The organism is Herbaspirillum sp. FG34 (genome assembly GCF_057809315.1).
In genome coordinates, this window is sequence record NZ_JBMDJS010000008.1 from 158,956 (window position 1) to 183,041 (window position 24,086).

Here is a 24,086-nt window from a genome sequence, read left to right on the forward strand (position 1 = left end):
TATTGCGCGGCAAACTGGCGCTGCTTCTGTCATGGCTCTCGATCCCTCCACTCTGCTCATCCTCACCATCGCGCTGGCGGCGTCGGCTTCGCTCTATCTGGCCATCGAATGGAACAGCGTCAGAGAACGCTCGCTGCTGCTATGGAGCAGCGGTTTTGCCATCATCACCATCGGCTCCTTCCTGGCGCTGTTGCGCTCGCGGGGCTATCTGCTGGTCGGTATCTGGTTCGCCAACGGCTTGCTGATCGCCGCGCACGCCTGCTTCCTGGCGGGCGTGGCCTGGTTCACGCGATCCCGCGTTTCACGCGGCTGGTGGCTCATCGCGCTGCTGTGGGTGCTGATGCTGTTGCTGCCTGCGCATGCCTGGTGGTCACGCGTGATGCTGGGCCTGCAATCGCTGATGATCGCCGCCCTCACCTTGCGCGCCAGCTTGCTGCTCCGGCCCCATGGTGCCTCGCTCAGCGTAGGTGCGGTGCAGCTGCGCTTCGTCCTGCTGATCCACGGCTTGTTCTACGTGGCCAAGGCGGTCTGGGCGCTGGCATTGGGTGCTTTTGTGGATCTGGCGGCCTTTGGCGGCGTGCTGATCCAGGTCTCGCTGGTGGAGGGCTCGATGGCGGTGATGCTGATCGCATTGTCGATGACCGGCACCGAGCGTCATCGCCGCGAAGAGCACATGGGCCAACTGGCCGCGCGCGATCCCCTGACCGGACTGCTGAACCGGCGGGCGCTGCTGGCACGGGCTCCGGCGCTGCTGGCGCAAGCCAGCCAGGCGCATCCGGGCGCGCTGCTGCTCATCGACATCGACAACTTCAAGCAGGTCAACGACCTGCACGGTCATGCCGCCGGTGACAAGCTGCTGGAAGCCCTGAGCACCCTGCTGCGCGAGGTGCTGCCCGAGGATGCGCTGGCCGCTCGGCTGGGTGGGGATGAGTTCGTGATCGTGTTGCGGGATGTTCGCCCGGAGCAAGTGGCGCATCTGGGAGAACAACTGCGGGAAGCCTTCGCCCACGTGGCGCTCAAGGGGGTGCCCACGCCTGATGCGGTGAGCCTGAGCGTGGGCGTCAGTCTCTACTCGACGCCGGCACTGGCGTTGGAAAGCTTGCTGGCAATGGCCGATGCGGCGCTGTATGACGCCAAGCGCGCGGGCCGCAATCGACTCGTCGTGAACCCGGCAAACTTCACTGCAGCCAGTCCTTGAGTCGATACCAGGCACCGACCAGGGGCAGGAACCAGGGCTTGCCCAGGTGACCGGGAATGGCAGGCCAGTCCAGATCTTTCCACGGATTGAGGTCTGCCCTGCCTTCCATGACCTCGGCCATCAAGGTCCCCATGAGGCTGGCCATGTGGGTGCCATGCCCGCTGTAGCCCATTGCGTAGAACAACCCATCGCGCTGGCCGGCACGCGGCAGGCGGTCGACCGTCATGTCGACCATGCCGCCCCAGCAGTAATCGATGCGTACCGACCCCAGTTGCGGAAAGACGTTCAGCATCTGGGTTCGGAGGATCTCGCCGCTCCTGGCATCGGACTGCGGATTGGAAACCGCGAAGCGCGCGCGTCCGCCGAAGAGCAGGCGATTGTCCGGTGTCACCCGGAAATAATTGACGAAATTCCTGGTATCCGTGTACATGCGCCGTGTCGGCAGCAGTTGGTCCAGCAATGCAGTCGGCAAGGGTTCCGTGACGATCAGGAAAGCGCCGACGGGGACAATGCGGCGGCGTATCCAGCCGAACGGTCCGACCTGGGAAATGCCGCTGGCCAGCAGCACCTGGCCGGCGCGCAGACTGCCCGTCGGCGTCCGTACCTGATAATGGCCACCTTGCGCCTTCAGGCCGAGCACGGGCGTATGTTCGAGGTAGATCGCACCGCGCCGCTGGGCGGCATGGGCCAGGCCGCGCACATAGCGGCCCACGTGCATGCCGGCGCTTTTTTCCATCAGCAGGCCGCCGTAGTAGCGATCGCTGCCCAGCTCCTTGCTCAGCTCGGACCGGCTGAGCAGACGCGTGTCGGGATCCACGTTGGCTGCCAGCAGGGCCTGGCTGCGCGCCAGCTTGTCGACGTGCTCGGGCTTGGCCGCCAGCTTGAGCTTGCCGTAACGGGCAAAACTGCAGTCGATGGATTCCTCGCGCACCAGCCGTTCCACGGTATCGACACCGGCATCGAAGGCTCGATAGAGCCGGTTGGCCCATTCCGTTCCCAGACGCTGTGACAGCGCGGCGTAGTCCTGCGCGAAGCCGTTGTTGCACATGCCACCGTTGCGTCCGGAAGCGGCGCCGCCGACGATACCGGCTTCACACACCACCACCCTGGCGCCCTTGCGCGCCAGTGCCAGCGCCGCAGCCGAACCGGTGATGCCACCACCGACGACCAGCACGTCGCAGCCATCGTCGGGCAAGGTGGTGTGGGTGGTAATGAAGGGAGGGGAGGTGTCCAGCCAGTACGACGTCAGTTGCATCGGGGGCTCCATCGACAATCGGCAGGCCGGACCATGAACGAAGATGGCGTGGCCGAAGCAGGGTAGGTACTGATTATGCTGCCCGCTCCTCAGGCAGGGATTAATGCTCATTGAACACAGCATTAAACGCAGCTTAATGCTCGCAGAGACACCGTCCGTAGAGGAACTACACTTGCGAAGGCAGGCCGGGGCGCAATGCAAAATGCCGGAAAGCCGTCTTTTAAAAGTAGAAGCTGCTCCGTTCCTGGCGCAATAAGAATTATTAGTTGGAGGCGCGCGGCCATACTTCTTCCATCCCCAACGAAGGAGTTTGAGCAAATGACTTTCAAGCCGAAGTACATCAGTTTTGACTGCTATGGAACCCTGATCAATTTCGAGATGGGTCCGACCGCCCGCATGCTCTTCGCCGACCGCGTCGATGAAAAGCGCATGCCGGCCTTCCTGGACAGCTTCCGTTTTTATCGTCTGGACGAAGTACTGGGTGCCTGGAAGCCTTTCCTGGAAGTGGTGGACAATGCCATCCGTCGCACCTGCCACGCCCATGGCGTGCCATGCCGGGACAGCGATGGCCAGGCGCTCTATGCGGCCGTCCCGACCTGGCAGCCGCATCCGCATGTAGTGGAGACGCTGGAGAAGATCGCCCCGCACATCCCGCTGGTGATCCTGTCGAACTCCATGGTCGACCTGATCCCGCACAGCGTGGCGCACCTCAAGGCGCCCTTCCATGCGGTCTACACCGCTGAGCAAGCGCAAGCCTACAAGCCGCGCGGACAGGCCTTTGAATACATGTTCGACCAGCTCGGCTGCGGTCCGCAAGAGATGGTGCACTGCTCGTCGAGCTTCCGCTACGACCTGATGACGGCCAAGGATCTCGGCTTCATGGGCAAGGCTTACATCGATCGCCATCACGAGCCCTACTGCGATGGCTATGGCGTGAGCCGGCTGACCGACTTCCGCCAGCTGGCCGCGCTGGTGGGCCTCTGATGAATGCCGGGCCGTTTACGCGACGCGAGACGCATGATGCTTGAGACCGCTTCGACCGATACCGCCGCCCTCAGCACGGCGGCACCTGACCTGCCGGCGTCGGCGCTGCAAAGGCTGGCCGCGCAACATTACGGCATCCAAGGCGTGGCCACTGCGCTGGGCGGTGAACGCGACCAGAACGCCTGCCTCGAGAGCGCCGATGGCACGCGCTACGTACTCAAGATCAGCAATCCCTCCGAACAGGCCACCGTGGTGGATTTCCAGATCGCCGCGCTGGATCACATCGCGCAGGCGGCACCGGAGCTGCCGATCCCGCGCGTGCTGCGCTCCCTGGGCGGGCAAAGCATCGAACGGGTGAGGCTGCCGGATGGCAGCATCAGCATGGTGCGCATGCTGACCTACCTCGACGGCGTGCAGATCAAGCATACCGAACGCAGCGACGGCCAGCGGCGCGCCATGGGCAGCGGCCTGGCCAGACTGGACCTGGCCCTGCAAGGCTTCAACCACGCCGGGGCGCATCACGACCTGCTGTGGAACGTCTCTGCGGCGCACCGGCTGCGCGACAAGATGGAGAGCCTGCAGGATCCGGCCAAACGCCAGCTGGCACGGCACTTCATGACGCGCTTCGAAGAGCAGGTGTTGCCGCGCCTGCGCGACGTCCGTGCGCAGGTGATTCACAACGACTATCACCTCTACAACGTGCTGGTGGCCCCGCACGAGCAGGAGCGCATCACCGGCATCATCGATTTCGGCGACATGCTGCATGCGCCGCTGGTGGGTGAAGTCGCCACGGCGGCGGCCTTCCACATGACAGGCAACGAGGATCCCTTTACCGGGCCGGCCCAATTCGTGGCGGCCTATCACGCCGTGCTGCCGCTGAGCGCACCCGAACAGGAGATCGTCACCGACCTGATGGTCACGCGCCATCTGGTCACGGCCCTCATCTCGGAATGGCGCGCCGTGCGATATCCCCACAACCGCGCCTACATCATGCGGCACAACCCGGCGGCCTGGGAGGCGCTCGGCCAGCTGGCCGACCTGCCGCGCCAGGACGCACGTGACCGCCTGCTTTCCGACATCCGACACAGGAGCATTGCATGAGCACTACCACCACCACCGACCTCACCATGGTCAACGCCTACATTCCCGGCCGCGCCGACGTCGGACCCGTGACAGGGGCCCTGATCGAGCGCCGCAATGCCCTGCTGGGGCCGGCCTATCGACTGATGTATGAACATCCCTTGCACATCGTGCGCGGCGAAGGCGTCTGGCTGATCGATCCGCAGGGGCGGCGCTACCTGGATGTGTACAACAATGTCACTTCGCTGGGACACTGCCATCCGGCCGTCACCGAGGCAATCTGCCAGCAGGTGCAGACGCTGGCCACCAATACGCGCTACCTGCACGACACCATCCTGGAGCTGGCCGAGCGCTTGCTGGCGACGGTACCGGAGACATCGCTGGCCCACCTGATGCTCACCTGCACCGGCAGCGAAGCCAATGACCTCGCCTATCGCATCGCCAAGGTGCATACCGGCGGCACCGGCGTCATCGTCACTGACACGGCCTATCACGGCATCACCGATACCGTCTCGCAGTTCTCGCCCTCGCTGGGCAGCAGCGTCAACCTGGGGCCGCATGTGCGCCTGGTACCGGCCCCGCGCGCCTATCATGCGCCGGGGCAGGACCTGGGAGAAAAATTCACACGCGACGTCGAAGCCGCCATCGCCGACCTGCAACGGCACGGCATCCGGCCTGCTGCCCTGATCGTGGATTCACTTTTCACCAGCGACGGCATCCTCCCCGGCCCGGCGGGCTTTCTGCAGGGGGCGGTGCAGGCCATCAAGGCGGCAGGCGGCTTGTTCATCGCCGATGAAGTACAGCCGGGCTTCGGCCGCACCGGCCAGCACATGTGGGGTTTCCAGCGCCATGGCGTCGCGCCCGACATCGTCACCATGGGCAAACCGATGGGCAATGGCCAGCCGGTCGCAGGCATCCTGGCGAGCGCCGATGTGCTGCAGGAATTCGGGCAGCGTTCGCGTTACTTCAATACCTTCGCCGGCAATACGGTCTCGTGTGCTGCCGCGCTGGCGGTACTGAAGACGATAGAGCGCGAAAGCCTGGTTCCCCATGCACGGGAGGTCGGTGGCGTTCTGCTTGAAGGCATCCGTGCGCTGGCCGAACGCCATGAAGCCATCGGCGACGTGCGCGGTGCGGGCATGTTCGTCGGCGTGGAACTGGTGTCGGACCGGGCACAGCGTACGCCGGATCGGGCGCTCACCAGCGAAGTGGTCAACCGGATGCGCCAGAAGGGCGTGCTGCTCAGTGCCTGCGCGATGGGCCACAACGTGCTCAAGATCCGGCCGCCGCTGGTGCTGTCGGCCGACCAGGCGGGCATGGTGATCGATGCGCTGGACGAGTCGCTGACCGAAGCCCGGGCAGCTGCGGCGCGCGGCTGAGGCCGATGATGCGGTGCTATGATCGATCCATGCGCACCCCCGACCCCATCGACCGCACCGACATCAAGATCCTCGAGCACTTGCAGCGGGAGGGCCGCTGTTCCAACGTGGAGCTGGCCGAGGCCGTCAATCTCAGTCCCAGCCCCTGCCTGACCCGGACCAAGCGCATGGAAGAAACCGGCGTCATCGCCGGTTATGCGGCCCAGGTGGCACTGGAGAAGCTGGGAAGCCACGTCGTAGTGTTTTCCGAAATCACGCTGGGCAGCCACCGTCCCGCGGACTTTCGCAAGTTCGAAGACGGCGCAGCGCGGTATGCGGAAATTGTGGAGTGCTACAACGTCAGCGGGGGGTATGACTATTTGCTCAAGATCGTCTCGCCTACTGTTGGGCTGTTCCAGGAACTGATGGAACGCCTGCTGGAGGATGAGATCGGCATCGAGAAATTCGCCAGCCGCATTGTGTTGCGGCATCCGTATGAGCGGCGGGTGGAGCCGGTGGAGGTGATTGCTTCGGGGAAGAGCAGCTGGAAGTGACGGCAGGCGAGCCCGCCGTCGCCGCGCTCAGGAAAACCGCGTGAAATCCGGCTTGCGCTTCTCGAAGAAAGCGGTGAAGGCTTCCTTGGCCTCCGGTGCCGTGAGCATGCGCGAGAAGTGCTCGATCTCGGCCACCATCTGCTGTTCGGTCGCTGTCACCCGGTTTTTTTTCATCAACTGCTTGGTTACCCGGATCGACGCTGCCGGCAGCGCCGCCAGCTTGGCCGCCTGCTGCTGCGCATAGGGCAGCAACTCTTCCAGCGGCAGTACGCGATTGACCATGCCCATCTGGCAGGCTTCGTCTGCGCCGAAGGCTTCGCCCAGCAAGAGCTTTTCGGCGGCGCGCTGGTAACCGGCGATATGCGGCAACAGCAGAGAGGAAGCGGCCTCCGGGCACAAACCCAGTTGCGTGAAGGGCATCGAGAATTTGGCATTGTCGGCGGCATACACCAGATCGCAATGCAGCAGCAGCGTGGTACCGATACCCACGGCCACGCCCGAGACGGCAGCCACGATAGGCTTGCTGGCATGGCTAATCTGCCACAGGAACTGGAATACCGGTGCATCCTGGGTCTTGGGCGGATTCTTCAGGAAGTCTTCCAGGTCATTGCCGGCCGAAAAGGATTTGGGCTTGCCGGTGAAGAGGATGACCCGCACCGCGTTGTCGGTCTCGGCTTCCTTCAGGGCATCGGCCAGTTGCTGGTACATGGCGGCGGTGATGGCGTTCTTCTTGTCTTCGCGGTCGAAGTGGATGGTCAGGATGCCATCGGCCTTGGTGAGCTGGATATCCATCTGCACAGGTCTCCTTGAATGTTATAAATGATTTATAAGGTTCATGAAAAAAGCCGCACGGCATGCGCAGTGCGGCTTTTGCATCAGGCCTTGCGGGCGCGGATCAGACGCGTTCGAAAATGCCCGCGGCACCCATGCCGGTACCCACGCACATGGTCACCATGCCGTACTTCAGATTCTTGCGGCGCAGTGCATGGATGGTGGTGGCAGCACGGATGGCACCGGTGGCGCCCAGCGGGTGGCCCAAAGCAATCGCGCCACCCATGGGGTTGACCTTGCTCGGGTCGAGGCCCAGGTCGCCGATGACGGCCAATGCTTGCGCAGCGAAGGCTTCGTTCAGTTCGATCCAGTCGATCTGGTCCTGGGTCAGGCCACCTGCCTTGAGAGCCGCAGGAATCGCTTCCTTCGGACCGATGCCCATGATTTCCGGAGGCACGCCGCGCACGGCGAAGGAGACGAAGCGCGCCAGCGGGGTCAGGTTGAATTGCTTCAAGATCTTTTCCGAGACGATGATCAGCGCACCTGCGCCATCGGAGGTCTGCGAGCTGTTGCCCGCAGTGACGCTGCCCTTGGCGGCGAAGACGGGCTTGAGCTTGGCCAGCGCGGCCAGGTTGGAATCGGCACGCGGACCTTCGTCCAGGGCGACGGTCCGGGTCTTGATGTCGATCTCGCCGGTGGCGAGATTAGGGAAGCGCTCGACGATCTCGACCGAGGTCATCTCGTCAGCAAATTCACCGGCCTGCTGGGCGGCGATGGCCTTCTGGTGCGAGGCCAGCGAGAACTCGTCCTGGGCTTCACGCGAGACCTTCCACTGCTGCGCCACCTTCTCGGCGGTCAGGCCCATGCCATAGGCCATGCCAACGTTCTCATCCTTGAAGGCATTGATGTTGATGGAAGGATGGAAGCCCATCATCGGCACCATCGACATCGATTCAGCACCGGCCGCGATCATCACATCGGCCTCGCCGACGCGGATGCGGTCGGCGGCCATGGCGATGGCGGTGATGCCGGAGGCGCAGTAGCGGTTGATGGTGACACCGCCGATGGTATTGGGCAGGCCGGCCAGCAGCACGGCATTGCGCGCCATGTTGAGGCCCTGTGCACCTTCGGGGAAGGAGCAGCCAACGATGGCGTCCTCGATCAGCTTGGGGTCCAGGCCCGGCACTTGTGCGACGGCGGACTGGATGGCACGCACCAGCAGGTCATCCGGGCGGGTGTTCTTGAACATGCCACGCGGCGCCTTGCCGATAGGGGTGCGGGTGGCGGCGACGATGTAGGCGTCTTGCAGTTGTTTGCTCATTACCAAATCTCCTTGGACTCTCCCTCCCCTTCAGGGGGAGAGAGGTTTCATTAATTGCGCACAGGCTTGCCGGTTTGCATCATGCCCATGATGCGTTCCTGGGTCTTGGGGTGGTTGAGCAGCTCCATGAAGAACTTGCGCTCGATGTCGAGCAGCCATTGTTCATTGACGATGCTGCCCTCTTCCACCTCGCCACCGGCGACAGTCTCGGCGATCATCTTGCCCAGCTTGAAGTCGTGGGCCGAGATGAAACCGCCATCACGCATGTTGACCAGCTGCGCCATGATGGTGGCCAGACCGTTGCGGCCGATCACCGGCACCTGCGGCGGCAGCTGCGGACGGTAACCGGCGTCGAACAGCGCACGCGCCTCGACCTTGGCCACGTGCAGCAATTCATAGGGGTTGAAGACGATGACGTCATCCTCGCGCAGGTAGCCCAGCTTGCGCGCTTCCAGTGCGGACTTGGAGACGTTGGCAGTGGCTGCCGCCAGCATGTATTCCTTCAGGAACTGCAGGATGTCGTTGCCCTTGGCTTCGCGGGCAGCGCGCACGGCGGCTTCCTTGAGGCCGCCCCCGGCAGGGATCAGGCCCACGCCCACTTCCACCAGGCCGATATAGGACTCGATGGAGACCACGCGCTTGGCGGTATGCAGCAGCAATTCGCAGCCACCGCCCAGGGCCAGGCCGGCCACCGCGGCGATCACCGGCACGCTGGCGTACTTCAGGCGCTGGTGCGCCTGCTGCAGCTGGTGCACCACCGGCTCGATGGCCTTGACGCCACCGGACATGAACAGCGGCAGCATCGATTGCAGGTCGGCGCCGGCCGAGAAGGCGCCGCCTTCGGCTGCATCCGGATGCCAGATCACCAGGCCCTTGAAGTTCTGTTCGGCTTCGGTGACGGCCTTGTTCATGCCATCGATCACGCCCTGGCCGATCACGTGCATCTTGGTCTTGAAGGACAGGATCAGCACATCGTCATTCTGGTGCCAGATGCGTACCGATTCGTCTTCGAAGAAGGTGGTGCCGGCGCTCTTGCCATCGGCTGCACCCTCGCCCACCAGCGGGGCGCGGAAAGCCTGGCGCTGGTAGACCGGCAGTTCGGAACGGGCCACGTCAGCCTTCTTGGAGGGCGACCAGGAACCCTTCTCCGAATGCACGCCATCACGGCCATCGAAGACCCAGTCGGGCAGCGGAGCGCTCGACAGTGCCTTGCCTGCATCGATGTCTTCCTTGACCCATTGCGCGATCTGCTTCCAGCCGGCGGCTTGCCAGGTCTCGAAGGGACCGACGCTCCAGCCGAAGCCCCAGCGCATGGCGAAGTCGAGGTCGCGTGCGTTGTCGGCCACCGATTCCAGGTGCACGGCGATGTAGTGGAAGGCATCGCGGAAGATGGCCCACAGGAACTGGCCTTGCGGATTGGTCGAATCATGCAGCGCCTTCATGCGCTTGACCGGATCCTTTTCCTTGAGGATGCGGGCGATGATGTCATCGGCCTTGGCACCGCCCGGGACGTAATCGCCCTTGGCCGGATCGATGCGCAGAATATCCTTGCCCACCTTCTTGTAGAAACCGGCACCGCTCTTCTGGCCCAGTGCGCCCTGCTCGACCAGCTTGGCCAGCAGCGGCGGGGTGGCATAGGAGGAGAAGAAGGGATCATCCTTCAGGTTGTCCTGCATGGTCCTGATGACGTGGCCCATGGTATCCAGGCCCACCACGTCGGCGGTACGGAAGGTACCGGACTTGGCACGGCCCAGCTTGGCACCGGTCAGGTCATCGACCACATCAACCGAGAGACCATACTTCTCGGCTTCGATGATGGTGGCCAGGATGCCGAACACGCCCACGCGGTTGGCCACGAAGTTGGGGGTGTCGAAGGCTCGCACCACGCCCTTGCCCAGCGTCGTGGTGAGGAAGGCTTCGAGCTGGTCGAGGATGTGCGGTTCGGTCGATTGGGTCGGGATCAGTTCGACCAGGTGCATGTAGCGCGGCGGGTTGAAGAAGTGCACGCCGCAGAAGCGCGCCTTCAGGCCGGCATCGAAACCTTCGGACAAGGCATTGATCGACAGGCCCGAGGTATTGGAGGCGAAGATGGCCTTGGGGCCGATGTGCGGGGCGACCTTCTTGTAGAGGTCATGCTTCCAGTCCATGCGCTCGGCGATGGCTTCGATGATGAGGTCGCAGCCTTCCAGCACGGCCAGGTCATCCTCGTAGTTGGCGACCTGGATCAGGGCCGCGTCATCCTTGTTGCCCAGCGGTGCGGGGCTGAGCTTCTTGAGGTTCTCGATGGCGCGTTGCACGATGCCGTTCTTCGGGCCTTCCTTGGCCGGCAGGTCGAACAGCACGACCGGCACGCGGGCATTGATGCAGTGGGCGGCAATCTGCGCCCCCATGACGCCCGCGCCGAGCACGGCCACTTTTTTGACGATGAAATTGGACACGCAAATCTCCTTTGCTGGTGCTGCAAACATGAAACATGAATTCGGGCCTGGCAAGGTGCTGCGCCGCTGGGACGAGCAACTACTGTACGCTCTTTGTCCCTTGCAAGGCGGCGGCTCTCAGCATGCCCTGCCGCAGTGACGTCCACGTGACGCCATGGCGGCCCATATTGCGGTGGATCAACGCCGCGTGCAGGCCGACAGCCCGCACACGGCATGGTGTTGCGGTCAGAACAACGCTGCGTCCAGCGCCATCAGGTTGCCGGCGCCCGAACGGGCCTGGCGGATCAGCATCGCGGTTTCCGGCAGCAGGCGCGCGAAGTAGAAGCGCGCCGTGGCCAGCTTGGCGGTATAGAAGCTGTCGCCACTGTCCTGCTTTTCCAGCGCGATCTTGGCCATGCGGGCGAACAGGTAGGAGAACACCAGGTGGCCCACCACGCGCAGGTAAGGTACGGCAGCCGCACCGGCTTCATCCTGGTTGGCGAAGGACTTCATGCCGATTTCCATGGTCAACTTGGTGACCTTGTCGCCGATGTCGGCCAGCGGGGTGATGAATTCAGACATGGATTCATCTGTGCCGTGCTCTTCCACGAAGGCCTGGATCTGCGCGCCGAATTTCTTCAGCTTGGCGCCGTTGTCCATCAGGATCTTGCGGCCCAGCAGGTCCAGCGACTGGATGGTGTTGGTCCCTTCATAAATCATGTTGATGCGGGCATCGCGCACGTATTGCTCCATGCCCCATTCGGCGATGTAGCCGTGGCCGCCATAGACCTGCAGGCACTCGGAGGTGGCCATCCAGGCGTTGTCGGTCAGGAAGGCTTTCACCACCGGGGTCAGCAGGGCCACGATGTCGGCGGCGTCCTTGCGCACCTGCTCGTCCGGATGGGTCAGTTCCTTGTCCAGCTCCAGGGCGACATAGGAGGTAAAGGCACGGCCACCTTCGGCAAACGCCTTGGCGGTCAGCAGCATGCGGCGCACATCGGGATGCACGATGATCGGGTCAGCCGGCTTGTCGGCCGCCTTGATGCCGGACAGGCTACGCATCTGCAGGCGGTCCTTGGCGTAGACCAGGGCGTTCTGGTAAGCCACTTCGGTCAGGCCCAGTCCCTGCATGCCCACGCCCAGGCGGGCTGCATTCATGAAGACGAACATGGCCTGCAGGCCCTTGTGCGGCTGGCCGATCAGCCAGCCGGTAGCGCCGTCCAGGTTCATCTGGCAGGTGGCATTGCCGTGGATGCCCATCTTCTCTTCGATGGCGCCGCAGAAGATCGGGTTGCGCGCGCCCAGCGAGCCGTCGGCATTGGGCAAAAACTTGGGAACCAGGAAAAGTGAAATTCCTTTCGAACCTTCCGGTGCATCGGGCAATCGCGCCAACACCAGGTGAACGATATTGTCGGAAACGTCGTTTTCTCCGGCGGAGATGAAAATCTTGTTGCCGGTGATCTTGTAGGAACCGTCAGCCTGCGGCTCGGCCTTGCTGCGCAAGAGGCCCAGGTCGGTGCCGCAGTGCGCTTCGGTCAGGCACATGGTGCCGGTCCATTCGCCCGAGACCAGCTTGGGCAGGTAGAGCTGCTTCTGTTCATCCGAACCGTGCGCATGCAGGCACTCGTAGGCGCCATGCGACAGGCCGGGATACATGGTCCAGGCCTGGTTGGACGAGTTCAACATCTCGTAGAAGGAGTTGTTGATCGTCAGCGGCAGGCCCTGGCCGCCGAATTCCGGATCGCAGGACAACGCCGCCCAGCCGGCTTGCACGTATTGCTGGTAGGCTTGCTTGAAACCCTTGGGCGTGGTCACGGCCTTGCTCTCGCGATCGTAGTGACAGCCCTCGCGGTCACCCGAATGGTTCAGCGGGAACAGGACCTGCGAGGCAAACTTGCCGCCCTCTTCCAGCACCTGATCCACCAGTTCACGGTTGGTGTCGGCGTGGGGCGGCAGTTCCTTGAACACTTCCTCGACATTGAGCAGCTCGTGCAGCACGAACTGCATGTCGCGCAAGGGGGCGTTGTATTGGGGCATGAATGTCTCCGGACGGGTTACGCTGCCTTCCTGGCAGCCGATTTGGAATTCTTGGACGTGGTCGCGCTGCCGCTCTTGCTGTGGCTGCCCTGCGGACGATAGCTGTCGATGAGGCGACGGAAGCTGGCCTCGGCACGTTCGACACTGCCTGGGATATGCAGGAAGCGCGCATCGTGATGCAGGGCCAGGATCAGGCCATACATTTCATAGACCATCTGGCTGACCTCGATGTCGGTGCGCAGGTGGCCGGCTTCCATGGCCTGCTTGATGCAGCGTTCCAGCGCATCGCGCCAGGCCTGGACCATGGCCACGAGGTGATCGCGGATGGCGCCGGGGCGGTCGTCGTACTCGACCGCGCCGCTGATGTAGATGCAGCCCAGAGCGATTTCCACCGTGACCTGCTTGATCCAGCGCGCGAACATGCCTTCCAGGCGCGGCAGGCCGCGCGGCTCCTTGATGGAGGGATAGAACACATCCTGCTCGAAACGGTTGTGGTACAGGCGCACGACCTCGATCTGCAAATCCTCGCGCGAGCCGAAATGAGCAAAGACGCCGGACTTGCTCATCTTCATCTTCTCGGCCAGCAGGCCGATGGTGAGCCCTTCCAGGCCATCGCGGCTGGCCAGCTCCAGCGCCACATCGAGGATGGCGGCGCGGGTCTGCTCGCCCTTGCGCAGGAACTTGGGCCGGGCGGGCGCGGTGGTCACCTTGCTTGTCTCAGTCATCGTTGTCTCTTTGATATCCGCCGCAGGCGGCGGCGGGAAGGAACCGGTTCGACGGGCGCGGCTCGGGGTCCGCTGTCTTGTGCCCTGATGGATTCGGCATGAATTATTCTTCATGCAGAATTTATTCGAACGATCGTACTATTATTCATCGCGCCGCAAATGTCAAACAAAAAATCGGGCCGGCTTGCCGCAGGGTTTTTTCCGGGCGGCAAGCCTTCAGGCGGACTCGGCAGGGGGACTGGCGCTGCCCAGCAGGTCATGGGCATCGAGCAGGGCGTAGACGATGGTGGGGTTGTTTTCCAGGCACTTGCGAATGGCCGCCGGGATGGTGTCGCGGGTCTTGCGGCACAGGCCGGGCTGCTCGGCCAGGTGGATCTGCAGGCCGCGCACGGTGCGCACTTCGTTGGGACCGGGGCTGATGTGCAGGTGGATGCCGAGGTTCTTGCGCATGAGGCTGCGCACGTGCAGCAGCTCGTCATAGGTGGCGATGCGGGTGATGCGTTCGATCAGGCGCTTTTCTTCTTCGCGGGTCAGCCACAGCACGCGAGCCTCGGGGGCGTGCAGGCATTCCAGCAGGGCTTCGCGCTGGCAGTCGCAGGCGCCGGGCGGGCACTCCTTGCGGAGCGGCCGCGTCACCGGAACGGGCTGCGTCGATTCGGAAGAAACCACCTGAGACATCTGCACCTTTGCACCTGGGTTGGAGAAAAGACGGGCCACAAAAACCGGTCCTCATCTTACAACGAGCCTGCGCTGCGGTGGCGCTGTCACCTGCTCAGGAGGAGGATCGATCCAGCAGACGGCGGTCGCGCTTGGTCGGTCGCCCCTTGATCTCGGCCGAGGGTTCGCGGAAGAGACGATGACGCTCGGCCTGGGCGGCACGGCGCGCGATGCTCTTTTCACTTTCCTGGTAGAGGGTCGCGGCAATGGCGGCCGAGCCACGCTTGTCGGCGATGCCGGTAACCAGCACCTCCCACTCGGTGGAACCGTTGTCGATGTCCAGGCGGTCGCCATTCCTGACGTTGTGGGCGGGCTTGGTGCGTTCGCCGTTGAGCTTGATGCGGCCGCGCTCCACGGCTTCGGTGGCCTGCGAACGCGTCTTGAAGAAGCGTGCAGCCCAGCACCATTTGTCGATGCGCGTTGTGTCCATGCTGTTGGGGATGGGAGAAAAATGGTCTTGCGGTAATTATCGATATTTTTCTAAAAATATACACAAGAAAATCGGGAAACCTGGTCTTTATCGGGCTCATCGCTTTCCCTGTGGATCGGTGTACTTATGCTTTGCGGCTTGCTCAACCCGCCTTCATTGTTCCGGTACCCGCCATGACCGACGACCTCTCGACAGTCACGACGGCCTTCACCCAGGCCATCCTGACCCAGCAATATCGTCCCCTCCGATTGCGCTGGAGCCAGCGTGAAACCCATTTCTCCCAACAACTGCTGGTGCAACGGGTAGAGCTGCGCGAAGCGCTGCTGGAGGGACTGGAAGGACAGCTGACTTGCCTGTCCATCGATCCCGATCTGCCCCTGCAAGAACTGCTGGGGCAGCCGATCGGCGTAGAGATGGTGACCGACCGCGGCGGCCTGCACCATATCAATGGCTTGATCACCGATGCGCGGGCCGGCCATGCCGATGGGGCGCTGCGGGTCTATCAGTTGACGCTGCGTGATGCGCTCTCGGTGATGAGGGAACGGGTCAACACGCGCGTCTTCCGCGGCAAGAACGTACCGAGCATCCTTGAGATCATGCTGCGCGAATGGCGCCAGCGAAGTCCTGTGCTGGCCAGTGCCTTTTCGTTCGACCTCGACCGGCTCGACGATGCGCGCTATCCGATCCGCGAGATCAGTCATCAATTCAACGAGTCTGATGCGCACTTCATCGAACGGCTTTGCCGGCGCGAGGGTATCACCTGGTACATCGCCACACCCCAGGCGTCGGACGGTATCGACACCTCAACCACGCCAGCTCACACCCTGGTGTTCTGCGACCAGGTGGCGCTGCTGCCGCAAGCCAGCGCGGCCAACGTGCGTTATCACCGCGACGGCGCCACCGAAGAACGCGACACCATCAGCGCATGGAGTTGCGAACGCAGCCTCTCACCGGCCAGCGTGCAACGCGCCAGCTGGGACTATAAATCGGTACGCATCGATGACGTGGTCAGCCATGGCATCGTGGACCAGGGAAGGGCCGGCACCGAACTCGGCCTGGCCATCACCGATCGCTTCATCGAGGCACCCCATGTGGCAGAGAACCTGCTGGACCAGGTACGCCTGGCCGATGCACGCATGTTGGCGCACGAAGGCCGTTGCGAATCCTTCCAGGCCAGTGGCAGTGTGCGCGACCTGGCGGTAGGGCACTGGTTCGTTCTGGAACGGCACCCCGATATGCGCTACCGGAATACCTCGCAGCGCGAATTCATCGTCACCTCGCTGCAGCAGCGCGCCGAAAACAATTTCCCCAAGGTCTTGCAGGCTTCCATCCACCGACTCTTGCCGGAACTCCAGTGGCAAGCCGGAGCACCGCAAGGTACAAGCGATCTGCGCTATCACAATCGCCTCACCTGCGTGCGGCGTACTGCCTCGCTGACCCCGCATTACGATCCGCGCCGGCATCTGCCTGCCGTGCATCCGATCACGGCGCTGGTGGTGGGGCCGGCACAGGAAGAGGTGTACTGCGATGCCTTGGGACGCATCAAGGTGCAGTTGCAGGGCCTGCAAGCGGAAGACCACGCCCATGCCCAAGGTGCGGGCACCAGCGGCCATGACCAGGACAGCGCCTTCGTGCGCGTATCGAGCGCCTGGGCCGGGGCAGGCTATGGACACGATGCCGTGCCCCGGGTCGGCATGGAAGTACTGATCGATTTTCTCGGTGGCGATCCGGACAAGATGTTCGTCGCCGGGGTCCTGCACAACGGCCTCAACCTGCCGGCGCGCTTCAGCCACGCAGGCGGTTTGCCGGGCAACCGCTTCCTGTCCGGCATCAAGTCCAAGGAGATAGACGGCGCGCGCTACAACCAGTTGCGCCTGGATGACACCCCCGGCCAGATCAGCACGCAATTGGCCAGCGAACACCAGCACAGCCAGATCAACCTGGGCTATCTGACCGAACCACGCCACGACGGCCAAGGCAATGATCGTGGCGAGGGCGTGGAAACCAGAACTGACGGACACGGCGTGCTGCGTGCCGGCAAGGGCGTCCTGATCACCGCGCAACACCAGGACCGAGGACGCGGTCGCATCCTGGAGCGTGCCGTCCTGCTGGAGACACTGCGCGATCTGCAAGAGCTGGCGCAGCGCCTGAGCCAGGATGCCGCCAGGCATCACGCCGAGGCAACCGATCTGGCCCAGCTGGAGCGCATCAGCAGCCAACTGCAGGCCTGGGATGCGGGCGATCCCAGCAGCGAAGCAGTGCGCACCGAGACGCCCATGGTCGCCGTGGACGCACCGGCGGGCGTGAGCATCACGAGCCAGGACACCATGGTGTTGGGCGCAGCGCAACACATCGACATGGTCAGCCAGGCCAATACCCAGGTCAGCACAGGGCGCAGCCTCCTGATGCGGGCCGGCGAGATGTTGGCGGCTTTTGCGGCCAAGCACATGAAGCTGATCAGCGGCAAAGGCAGCATCAAGGTACAGGCCCACGAAGAACATATCGACCTCTCTGCCGCGCGGCGCATTCTGCTGGAGGCCAGCGAAGAGATCATCCTGCAGGCGCCCAAGATCAGTATCCGTTCGCGCGAGAACACGGAGGTCAGCGGCGGGGGCAGCTTCAGCCGCTGGAATGCCGACATGATCGAGCACGGTACTCCCGGAGAATGGCGCCAGCAGGCGGCCACACATCATGTACTGGGCCCGGCGAATTGCCCGCCGCCCGATATCCCGCCGCCGACCACTTACGAAGAACTGCAGCACAGCGCCAGTTTGATGGTCCGCCTGCGCAGTCATGCGCGCGATGGAAGGCCGCTGGCACAGCAACCCTACACGCTCTTCAAGCAGGGGGCGCAGATCGCCGTGGGCGTCACTGACGCGGCCGGGCGATTGCGGATCGAAGGCCATCAACCGGGCGACGACAACTACTCGGTCAAGCTCCCCAATGGCTACCGCTTTGATTTACCGGTCCACGAGCAGATCAGTGCACTGGACCAACAGCTGGCGGCCTCGGGCTACCGCAGCACAGAAGCGGACACAGAGAGCCGCCTGCGCCATGCAGGCGCCTGAACCATTTCCTTTCCCGGATCATCTCCATGACACAGACCTACCACCCAGGCAGCGTTCCCATCGACCTGCGCAAACGTAGTGCTACCGCAACGGCACAATGGCTGCTGGAGCGCGCAGAAGACAGCAACTCTCCGATCTATCACGCCAACCAGCTTGAAGTATTGATCTGCGGTGAAGAAGGTTTTTCCCGTATCCTGCACGACATCCGACAGGCCAAGCACAGTGTGGAAATCATTTGCTGGGGCTTCGACCCGGCCATGGAACTGGAACGCAAGGGCCACACCTGGCCTCGCGGTCCGACCTGGGGGGATTTGCTGAGAGATGTTGCGGCCGGCAAGTACAACAACGGCAAGCCGGTCGAGGTACGGGTGCTGTGCTGGCACGAGGGGATGCTCTCTGCCATCGCAAAGAATACGCCAGGCTACGGTACGCTCGACGCCGATCAGGTCAAACGCATCCGGCATCATGAGCGCCTCTCCGGCAAGCCGCACGAAGCTGGTCTCACGCCGCAGGAGCGACGCAGCTACTTCAATGCGTTGTGGTTCTTTGAAGCTACCCATGCTACGCATCCTCATCTCATCTTCAAGGTTCGCGCGGCCAATTCCGACAAGATCGGACAGAGTATTGCGCAGGAGAAGATGAAGATCCTGCCGCAGATGGAATTTACCTCCCTCATGGAGGCATCGACTGCGCATCAAAAAACGATACTCATCGACTACGACCATGCAGACGGAGAACATGCCGTCGGTTACGTGATGGGATTGAACAGCGTCACAGACTACTGGGATACCAGAAAGCACTTGTTTCACGATCCGCGCCGGGGCCAATCATGGGAAGGTGGTGGGGATGAATTTCCCGGCCTGAAACCGCTGCAGGACTATGCCTGCCGCATTTGCGGCGAAGCCTTGATCAGCGTGAGCAAGAATTTTGTGGATGCCTGGAATCGGGTTGCCACCGCTGATCAGAAAATCCGGCGTGCACACGACCTGCGTTCGCCACCGGCTGGCCTGAAGGTTCGCGCTGGCAAGGCCGCTCATCGCGCGCAGATCGTGCGCACACAGGCCGAGGAAGGCGACAAGACCATCCAGCGCCTCTATCGACAAGCGACCAGTTTCGCTTCCAACTACATCTACATCGAGAACCAGTATTTCCAGTACGCAGAGTGGGCAAAGTATCTCAAGCAGCTGCGCCGTGATTTCATCGCAGGATGGAAAGCGGCGGGGCAGCCGTTAAATAAACTTCCCGATCTGCATGTCTTCATCGTCATCCCCACTCCAGAGCGCACACAGATGGTTCCGGCCACGCATGAGACCGTCAAGGCGCTCGGGCATGGCACATCGATGCCCAATCAGGACAAGGAGGTGGAACGAGAGCTGGCTGTTCGGGAACAGGAGAAAAAACTGGCGACATACGAGTTCAAGGAAAGGAAAAATGGTACTCCGCCGGAGCTGGTGCGGGGACCCAAGCCGGCCACTCCCGACGGTGAATCCCGGAGCAATGCAGACATTGCAAAGGAGCTCGATTCCCTTGGCATCAAAACCCTCGTGGCAAGTCTCTGGACCTACGATCACGCCGGGGACAGCAAGGGGGAAAAATATCGCGAGATCTACATCCACAGCAAGTTGATGATCATCGACGATGCGTTCTTTACCTTAGGTAGCGCGAACATGAATCTGCGTAGCATGGCGGTGGATGCTGAGATCAATATCGGGTGTGATGATCCGTTGTTGAGCGGGAAACTCCGTAGGGAGGTGTTTGCTATGCATTCAGCCAACGCTGCAGGGTGTGACGGTGGGAGCGGCAGTACCGCTGAGATTTCCAGCACGTTTAGGAAATGGGGAAATCTGCTACGTGACAATCGTCGAGAGAAGAACGCGCAGTCAGGGCCGCAAGGGTTTCTTATTCCATTTTTTGATGACCGAACGTCCAATCTGAGGCTGGCTTAGAACATGGGAATACGTATGCACTTGAATAGGTCCGGAACCTCATTTTCTCTACTCACATTTTTCATCGTTATCTCAGCGATGTTTATCCCTGGATGCATCATGCAAACTCTCCCGCGCAATATGAAATTGATCGCCTTTGATCCGCATCGAACAGAATTTTACTGCCAATATGAAAGAAGCCTGGAGCCACGGGTCAACGACGAGGCTGAGCAGTGGTACAGAGAAGGCCTCGCTGCAACCAGTTACGATCTCTGGCCCGAAGATCGAGACTACAGGAAAGCTGCCATTCTATGGACGAAAGCGGCTGAACAAAATCACTGGCGCGCCATTCTGAACCTTGCCACTCTTCATTTGCAAGGAACCGGGGTTGAGCGCAACAGTGAGCGCGCTGTTCAACTGGTGGAGAAGGCAATGTCACTGGGCGTCCCAAAGGCCTTTGACCTGATGGGAACCTATCACATGAATGGAACTGGTGTTAAGCAAGATGCCACCCGAGCATATGCTTTCTGGGCGCATGCCGCCAACATGGGAAGTTCTGATGCATTAGCTTACCTTGGCGACAAGCTCAACGCCTCTTACGATGATCCCAAAGGAGCCTTCTGGGGAAACAGAGGGATGGCCATCAAGATGATGGAATGTGGTTACCAACAGGAAAATGGAAACGCTGCGTATTTGTTAGGTCACGAGCTGAGCTTTCATGAGCGGTTTGAGCGGGCGTTACATATTCTTCACGATGGGGTCAAGTTTGGCAGCGAAGACAGTGCTAACAAGCTGTTCGTCGAATTTGATGATGGACGAAAGGTGGTCGATAAATTTCAGGATAAAAGTCGTGCGGAAAGATACGCTGCCATCGCCGACCTGCTCCGCCTCAACCCCGACCTCCGCCTTCCCAACCTGGACAAGGTGTTGCCTCTGCCTCCGGCCATCCTCCCCTACTGGGATGGCGAAAAAGAAACCCTGGTCAATGGCGCCAAACCCGTCAAGACAAGCTCACTGGCGGACATCAAACCTGCCCCTGCTTCACTGCGACAGGGCCGCGCTCATATCCCCGACGGCTTTGTCCTCCCCGACGAGCCGCAAGGTGGCCACCTGATCCAGCGTCTGCACACCGATGCCATCATCAGCGGGTTTTGGCTAGCGCAATTGGCCAAACCTTACACACCCAAGCAAGTGGCGTGGAATGCTGCACAGATACCCATGTACTACGCACAGGGCGAATCCTTCACACCCCCAGAAGACTTTACAAAAGAGTCCGGCGTTCTTCGTTTCCACTATCTCGGCACGCCTGTTCCAAAACCACTGGCTGCACGGCATGTCCCTGACTGGCGGGTCCCGCAAGGCGTGCTGCGCGAGATCCCCGTCCCCTCACGCGAATTGCGCTCCAGCGGCTTGCTCCCGGCTCCTGCTACTGGCATCTGGCACGGCCACATCGATCTTGCCCATCCCCTGGCAAAGGTCTTCAACCTATGGACGCGCCAGGCCTATGTCGAAGAAGGACAGCCTTTCCCGGATCCGCGTGAACGCGGTCTGGATATTTCTCCAAAAGATATTCAGTGGCAATGGCTGGATCAGGCAAATCAGCCTCTGCCTTCGGGGCGTAAAGACATCACCATCCGCAACTTCGATCCTCTGCATTCCGAAGAGCACGGACATTGAACTGTTGAGCAAGTCAGCATTGTCTTGCTCCAAAGAAAAACGCCGGCGATCAAGCCGGCGTTTCCTCATCACAACAAACCGAGTGGACGACTCAACGCTCCACCGCCAGCGCCACACCCATGCCACCACCGATACAGAGGCTGGCCAGACCCTTCTTGGCATCACGGCGCACCATCTCGTGCAGCAGCGTCACCAGCACGCGGCAACCCGAGGCGCCGATGGGGTGGCCCAGGGCAATGGCGCCACCGTTGACGTTGATCTTGCTGGTGTCCCAGCCCATCTGCTTGTTCACCGCAATGGCTTGCGCAGCAAAGGCTTCGTTGATCTCCATCAGGTCCAGATCCTGCGGGCTCCAGCCGGCCTTCTTCAGGGTCAGCTGGGAAGCCGGCACCGGGCCCATGCCCATGATGCTGGGGTCCAGGCCGGCCGAAGAGTAAGCCTTGATCCTGGCCAGCACCGGCAGGCCCAGTTCAGCGGCCAGCTTGGCCGAGGTGACCACCACCGCAGCGGCGCCATCATTGATGCCCGAAGCGTTGCCGGCCGTCACCGTACCCGCCTTGTCGAAGGCCGGACGCAGACCCGCCAGCGCTTCGGCTGTCACACCATGCTTGACGAATTCATCGGTATCGAAGACCACGGTTTCCTTCTTGCCCTTGATCTCGATGGGGACGATCTCATCCTTGAACTTGCCGGCCTTCTGCGCCGCTTCAGCCTTGTTCTGCGACGCGGCAGCGAACGCGTCCTGCTCTTCACGGCTGATCTCGAACTTCTTGGCGACGTTCTCGGCGGTAATACCCATGTGGTACTGGTTGTAGACGTCCCACAGACCGTCGACGATCATGGTATCGGTCAGCTTGGCATCGCCCATGCGGAAGCCATCACGGGAATTGTTCAGCACGTGCGGGGACGCACTCATGTTTTCCTGGCCGCCGGCGATGACGATCTGCGCATCGCCGCAACGGATGGCCTGGGCCGCCAGTTGCACGGCCTTCAGGCCGCTGCCGCAGACCTTGCCGACCACGAAGGCCGGGACCATGTCGGGCAGACCCGACTTGATGACCGACTGGCGCGCCGGGTTCTGGCCCAGACCCGCCGTCAGCACCTGGCCGAGGATGACTTCACTGATGGCTTCGGGCTTGATGCCGGTCTTGGCCAGCAGGGCCTTGATGACTTGCGCACCCAGATCGGCCGCCGCAATCTTCGACAAGGACCCGCCGAATTTGCCGATCGCCGTTCTCTGTGCTGCGACAATGACCACATCATCCATAACTCGCTCCTTTTATTGAAAGTGCAGGAAGCCGCGTGCGGCCGCCCTTCGAAAACCGGGATGGTCATCTTATTCCATTTCAGCTGCGAAGGCGATATGGTGAATTTTCGGTAAATCAAACACCCGGCAAAAAGTCCTAAGCGTCTTTCCCCAGCGTAATGATGTGAATTACCGTGCGATAAAGGAGGAAGGCGGCACCATAGGCCGCGCGCTTGTACCACGGTACGTGCATGAAGTCCGACAGGTGCACCACCCGCCCCTGCGCCACCCCGGTCTCGATCTCCTGGCGCAGAAAGTCGGCAAAGGCCGGATCCTGCACCACCACGTTGGCTTCCTGGTTCACGAAGAGGGACAGACCATCATAGTTGCTGGAGCCCACCGTGGCCCACCGGTCATCAACCACCGCAACCTTGGCATGCAGTTCGGTATGGGTGTATTCGACGATGCGCACCCCCGCGCGCAAGAGCTTGGGATAGAAGGAATGCGCCACCGCATCCTGCATCACGAACTGTCCCACACCCAGCAGCAAGGTCACCTTCACCCCGCGCATGGCGGCCTCTTCCAGCGCACGACGCATCTTGCGTCCCGGGGCGAAATAAGGATTGGCCAGGAACGCCGTCTCGCGTGCACGACCCAGAGCCTGCAGATAGGCACGCTGGATGGTGCGCCGGTTGCGGAAGTTGTCGCGCACCACCAGCGCGGCCTGGGTCTGGTCATGCACCGGCCCGGGATGACCATGGCGCAGACGCCTGAAGTTGCGCCAGCGCGCCTTGAGCTTCATGCGCCCCACACGCAACCATTGCGCCTGCACTTCATGATAGATGTCCTGTACCAGCGGGCCGAGCACGCTCACGGCAAAATCCCAGCGCGGTGCCGGCAGGGGCCGGGCATGGTCACGGTCAGAGACCATGTCGTCATTGATGTTGAGGCCACCCACGAAGGCCACCTGCCGATCAACCACGCACAACTTGCGATGGCTGCGCGCTACGCCACGCCGGAACCACGGGTTGAAGGAGCGATGCTGCACCCCTGCGGAGGTCAGCGCCAATCGCAATTTGTTAGTATTTTCCCGTCCTGTACCTAGCCAATCGTTGATGACATAGACCACAACACCACGTCCGGCGGCCCTTTTCAGGGCATCGCAGACCAGTACGCCGGTATCGTCAAGAGAAAAAATATAAGTTTCCAGGTAGATCTCGACGCATGCAGCGTCGATGGCGCTGATCAAGGCCGGATAGAAACCCGCGCCACTATGCAGCAGCGCAATCTGGTTGCCGTCGGTGAAGGCGAGATGACGCAAGA

Annotated in this window: 18 protein-coding genes; 8 read left to right on the forward strand and 10 right to left on the reverse strand. The window is 61.9% G+C overall.

Annotated features, from left to right (window positions below; genetic code table 11):
- Positions 1-31 precede the first annotated feature (31 nt).
- Positions 32-1,198 carry a GGDEF domain-containing protein gene (locus ACODSZ_RS12465; protein WP_488927697.1) on the forward strand — a complete coding sequence of 389 codons (1,167 nt, stop codon included), beginning with the start codon at positions 32-34 and terminating at the stop codon, positions 1,196-1,198.
- On the opposite strand, the gene ACODSZ_RS12470 is transcribed toward ACODSZ_RS12465, so the two are convergent.
- A complete protein-coding gene (locus ACODSZ_RS12470; RefSeq protein WP_008334366.1) occupies positions 1,179-2,453 on the reverse strand; it encodes an NAD(P)/FAD-dependent oxidoreductase in 1,275 nt (424 codons plus the stop codon). The genes ACODSZ_RS12465 and ACODSZ_RS12470 overlap by 20 nt on opposite strands.
- 318 nt (positions 2,454-2,771) lie before the next feature.
- Between ACODSZ_RS12470 and ACODSZ_RS12475 the strand changes: the two genes are divergently transcribed.
- Genes ACODSZ_RS12475 through ACODSZ_RS12490 form a run of 4 tightly spaced genes read left to right on the forward strand, consistent with a single transcriptional unit; the run spans position 2,772 to position 6,429 of the window.
- Positions 2,772-3,437: a haloacid dehalogenase type II gene (locus ACODSZ_RS12475; RefSeq protein WP_488927698.1), complete on the forward strand. Its 666-nt coding sequence runs from the start codon at positions 2,772-2,774 to the stop codon at positions 3,435-3,437.
- A gap of 33 nt (positions 3,438-3,470) precedes the next feature.
- Positions 3,471-4,538 carry a phosphotransferase gene (locus ACODSZ_RS12480; RefSeq protein ID WP_488927699.1) on the forward strand — a complete coding sequence of 356 codons (1,068 nt, stop codon included), beginning with the start codon at positions 3,471-3,473 and terminating at the stop codon, positions 4,536-4,538.
- Complete coding sequence (locus tag ACODSZ_RS12485) at positions 4,535-5,896, forward strand: aspartate aminotransferase family protein (protein ID WP_488927700.1); 1,362 nt, start codon at positions 4,535-4,537, stop codon at positions 5,894-5,896. Before ACODSZ_RS12480 ends, ACODSZ_RS12485 begins: the two co-directional genes overlap by 4 nt.
- A 29-nt stretch (positions 5,897-5,925) precedes the next feature.
- Positions 5,926-6,429 (forward strand): Lrp/AsnC family transcriptional regulator, encoded by a 504-nt coding sequence (locus tag ACODSZ_RS12490; RefSeq protein ID WP_488927701.1) that lies wholly within the window; start codon positions 5,926-5,928, stop codon positions 6,427-6,429.
- A 27-nt stretch (positions 6,430-6,456) separates the two neighbouring features.
- On the opposite strand, the gene ACODSZ_RS12495 is transcribed toward ACODSZ_RS12490, so the two are convergent.
- From ACODSZ_RS12495 to ACODSZ_RS12525, 7 genes are all read right to left on the reverse strand, one after another.
- Positions 6,457-7,221: an enoyl-CoA hydratase gene (locus ACODSZ_RS12495; RefSeq protein WP_488927702.1), complete on the reverse strand. Its 765-nt coding sequence runs from the start codon at positions 7,219-7,221 to the stop codon at positions 6,457-6,459.
- A gap of 103 nt (positions 7,222-7,324) precedes the next feature.
- Positions 7,325-8,521: an acetyl-CoA C-acyltransferase gene (locus tag ACODSZ_RS12500; protein ID WP_008334355.1), complete on the reverse strand. Its 1,197-nt coding sequence runs from the start codon at positions 8,519-8,521 to the stop codon at positions 7,325-7,327.
- A 50-nt stretch (positions 8,522-8,571) separates the two neighbouring features.
- Positions 8,572-10,959, reverse strand: a complete 2,388-nt coding sequence (locus ACODSZ_RS12505; RefSeq protein ID WP_488927703.1) for a 3-hydroxyacyl-CoA dehydrogenase/enoyl-CoA hydratase family protein — start codon at positions 10,957-10,959, stop codon at positions 8,572-8,574.
- Between the two features lie 225 nt (positions 10,960-11,184).
- On the reverse strand, positions 11,185-12,975 hold the full coding sequence (locus ACODSZ_RS12510; protein ID WP_175342974.1) for an acyl-CoA dehydrogenase C-terminal domain-containing protein: 1,791 nt from the start codon (positions 12,973-12,975) through the stop codon (positions 11,185-11,187).
- A gap of 17 nt (positions 12,976-12,992) precedes the next feature.
- The gene (locus ACODSZ_RS12515) at positions 12,993-13,700 is read right to left on the reverse strand and encodes a TetR/AcrR family transcriptional regulator (protein ID WP_008334346.1); all 708 of its coding nucleotides are present in this window, start codon (positions 13,698-13,700) and stop codon (positions 12,993-12,995) included.
- Between the two features lie 216 nt (positions 13,701-13,916).
- Positions 13,917-14,378 carry a hypothetical protein gene (locus ACODSZ_RS12520; RefSeq protein WP_034351592.1) on the reverse strand — a complete coding sequence of 154 codons (462 nt, stop codon included), beginning with the start codon at positions 14,376-14,378 and terminating at the stop codon, positions 13,917-13,919.
- Between the two features lie 94 nt (positions 14,379-14,472).
- Positions 14,473-14,847, reverse strand: a complete 375-nt coding sequence (locus ACODSZ_RS12525) for an RNA-binding S4 domain-containing protein (protein WP_008334342.1) — start codon at positions 14,845-14,847, stop codon at positions 14,473-14,475.
- A gap of 173 nt (positions 14,848-15,020) precedes the next feature.
- Between ACODSZ_RS12525 and ACODSZ_RS12530 the strand changes: the two genes are divergently transcribed.
- The 3 genes from ACODSZ_RS12530 (at position 15,021) to ACODSZ_RS12540 (ending at position 21,517) form a co-directional block, all read left to right on the forward strand.
- Positions 15,021-17,915 (forward strand): type VI secretion system Vgr family protein, encoded by a 2,895-nt coding sequence (locus ACODSZ_RS12530; RefSeq protein WP_488927704.1) that lies wholly within the window; start codon positions 15,021-15,023, stop codon positions 17,913-17,915.
- Positions 17,916-17,941: 26 nt separating this feature from the next.
- Positions 17,942-19,861 (forward strand): phospholipase D-like domain-containing protein, encoded by a 1,920-nt coding sequence (locus ACODSZ_RS12535; protein ID WP_488927705.1) that lies wholly within the window; start codon positions 17,942-17,944, stop codon positions 19,859-19,861.
- A gap of 99 nt (positions 19,862-19,960) precedes the next feature.
- On the forward strand, positions 19,961-21,517 hold the full coding sequence (locus ACODSZ_RS12540) for an SEL1-like repeat protein (protein WP_488927706.1): 1,557 nt from the start codon (positions 19,961-19,963) through the stop codon (positions 21,515-21,517).
- Positions 21,518-21,608: 91 nt separating this feature from the next.
- Here ACODSZ_RS12540 and ACODSZ_RS12545 read toward each other — a convergent pair whose 3' ends face one another.
- Together ACODSZ_RS12545 and ACODSZ_RS12550 are read right to left on the reverse strand one after the other, a co-directional pair.
- The gene (locus tag ACODSZ_RS12545) at positions 21,609-22,784 is read right to left on the reverse strand and encodes an acetyl-CoA C-acetyltransferase (RefSeq protein ID WP_008334339.1); all 1,176 of its coding nucleotides are present in this window, start codon (positions 22,782-22,784) and stop codon (positions 21,609-21,611) included.
- A gap of 136 nt (positions 22,785-22,920) precedes the next feature.
- Positions 22,921-24,084 (reverse strand): phospholipase D-like domain-containing protein, encoded by a 1,164-nt coding sequence (locus ACODSZ_RS12550; protein ID WP_175342977.1) that lies wholly within the window; start codon positions 24,082-24,084, stop codon positions 22,921-22,923.
- Positions 24,085-24,086: the final 2 nt, after the last annotated feature.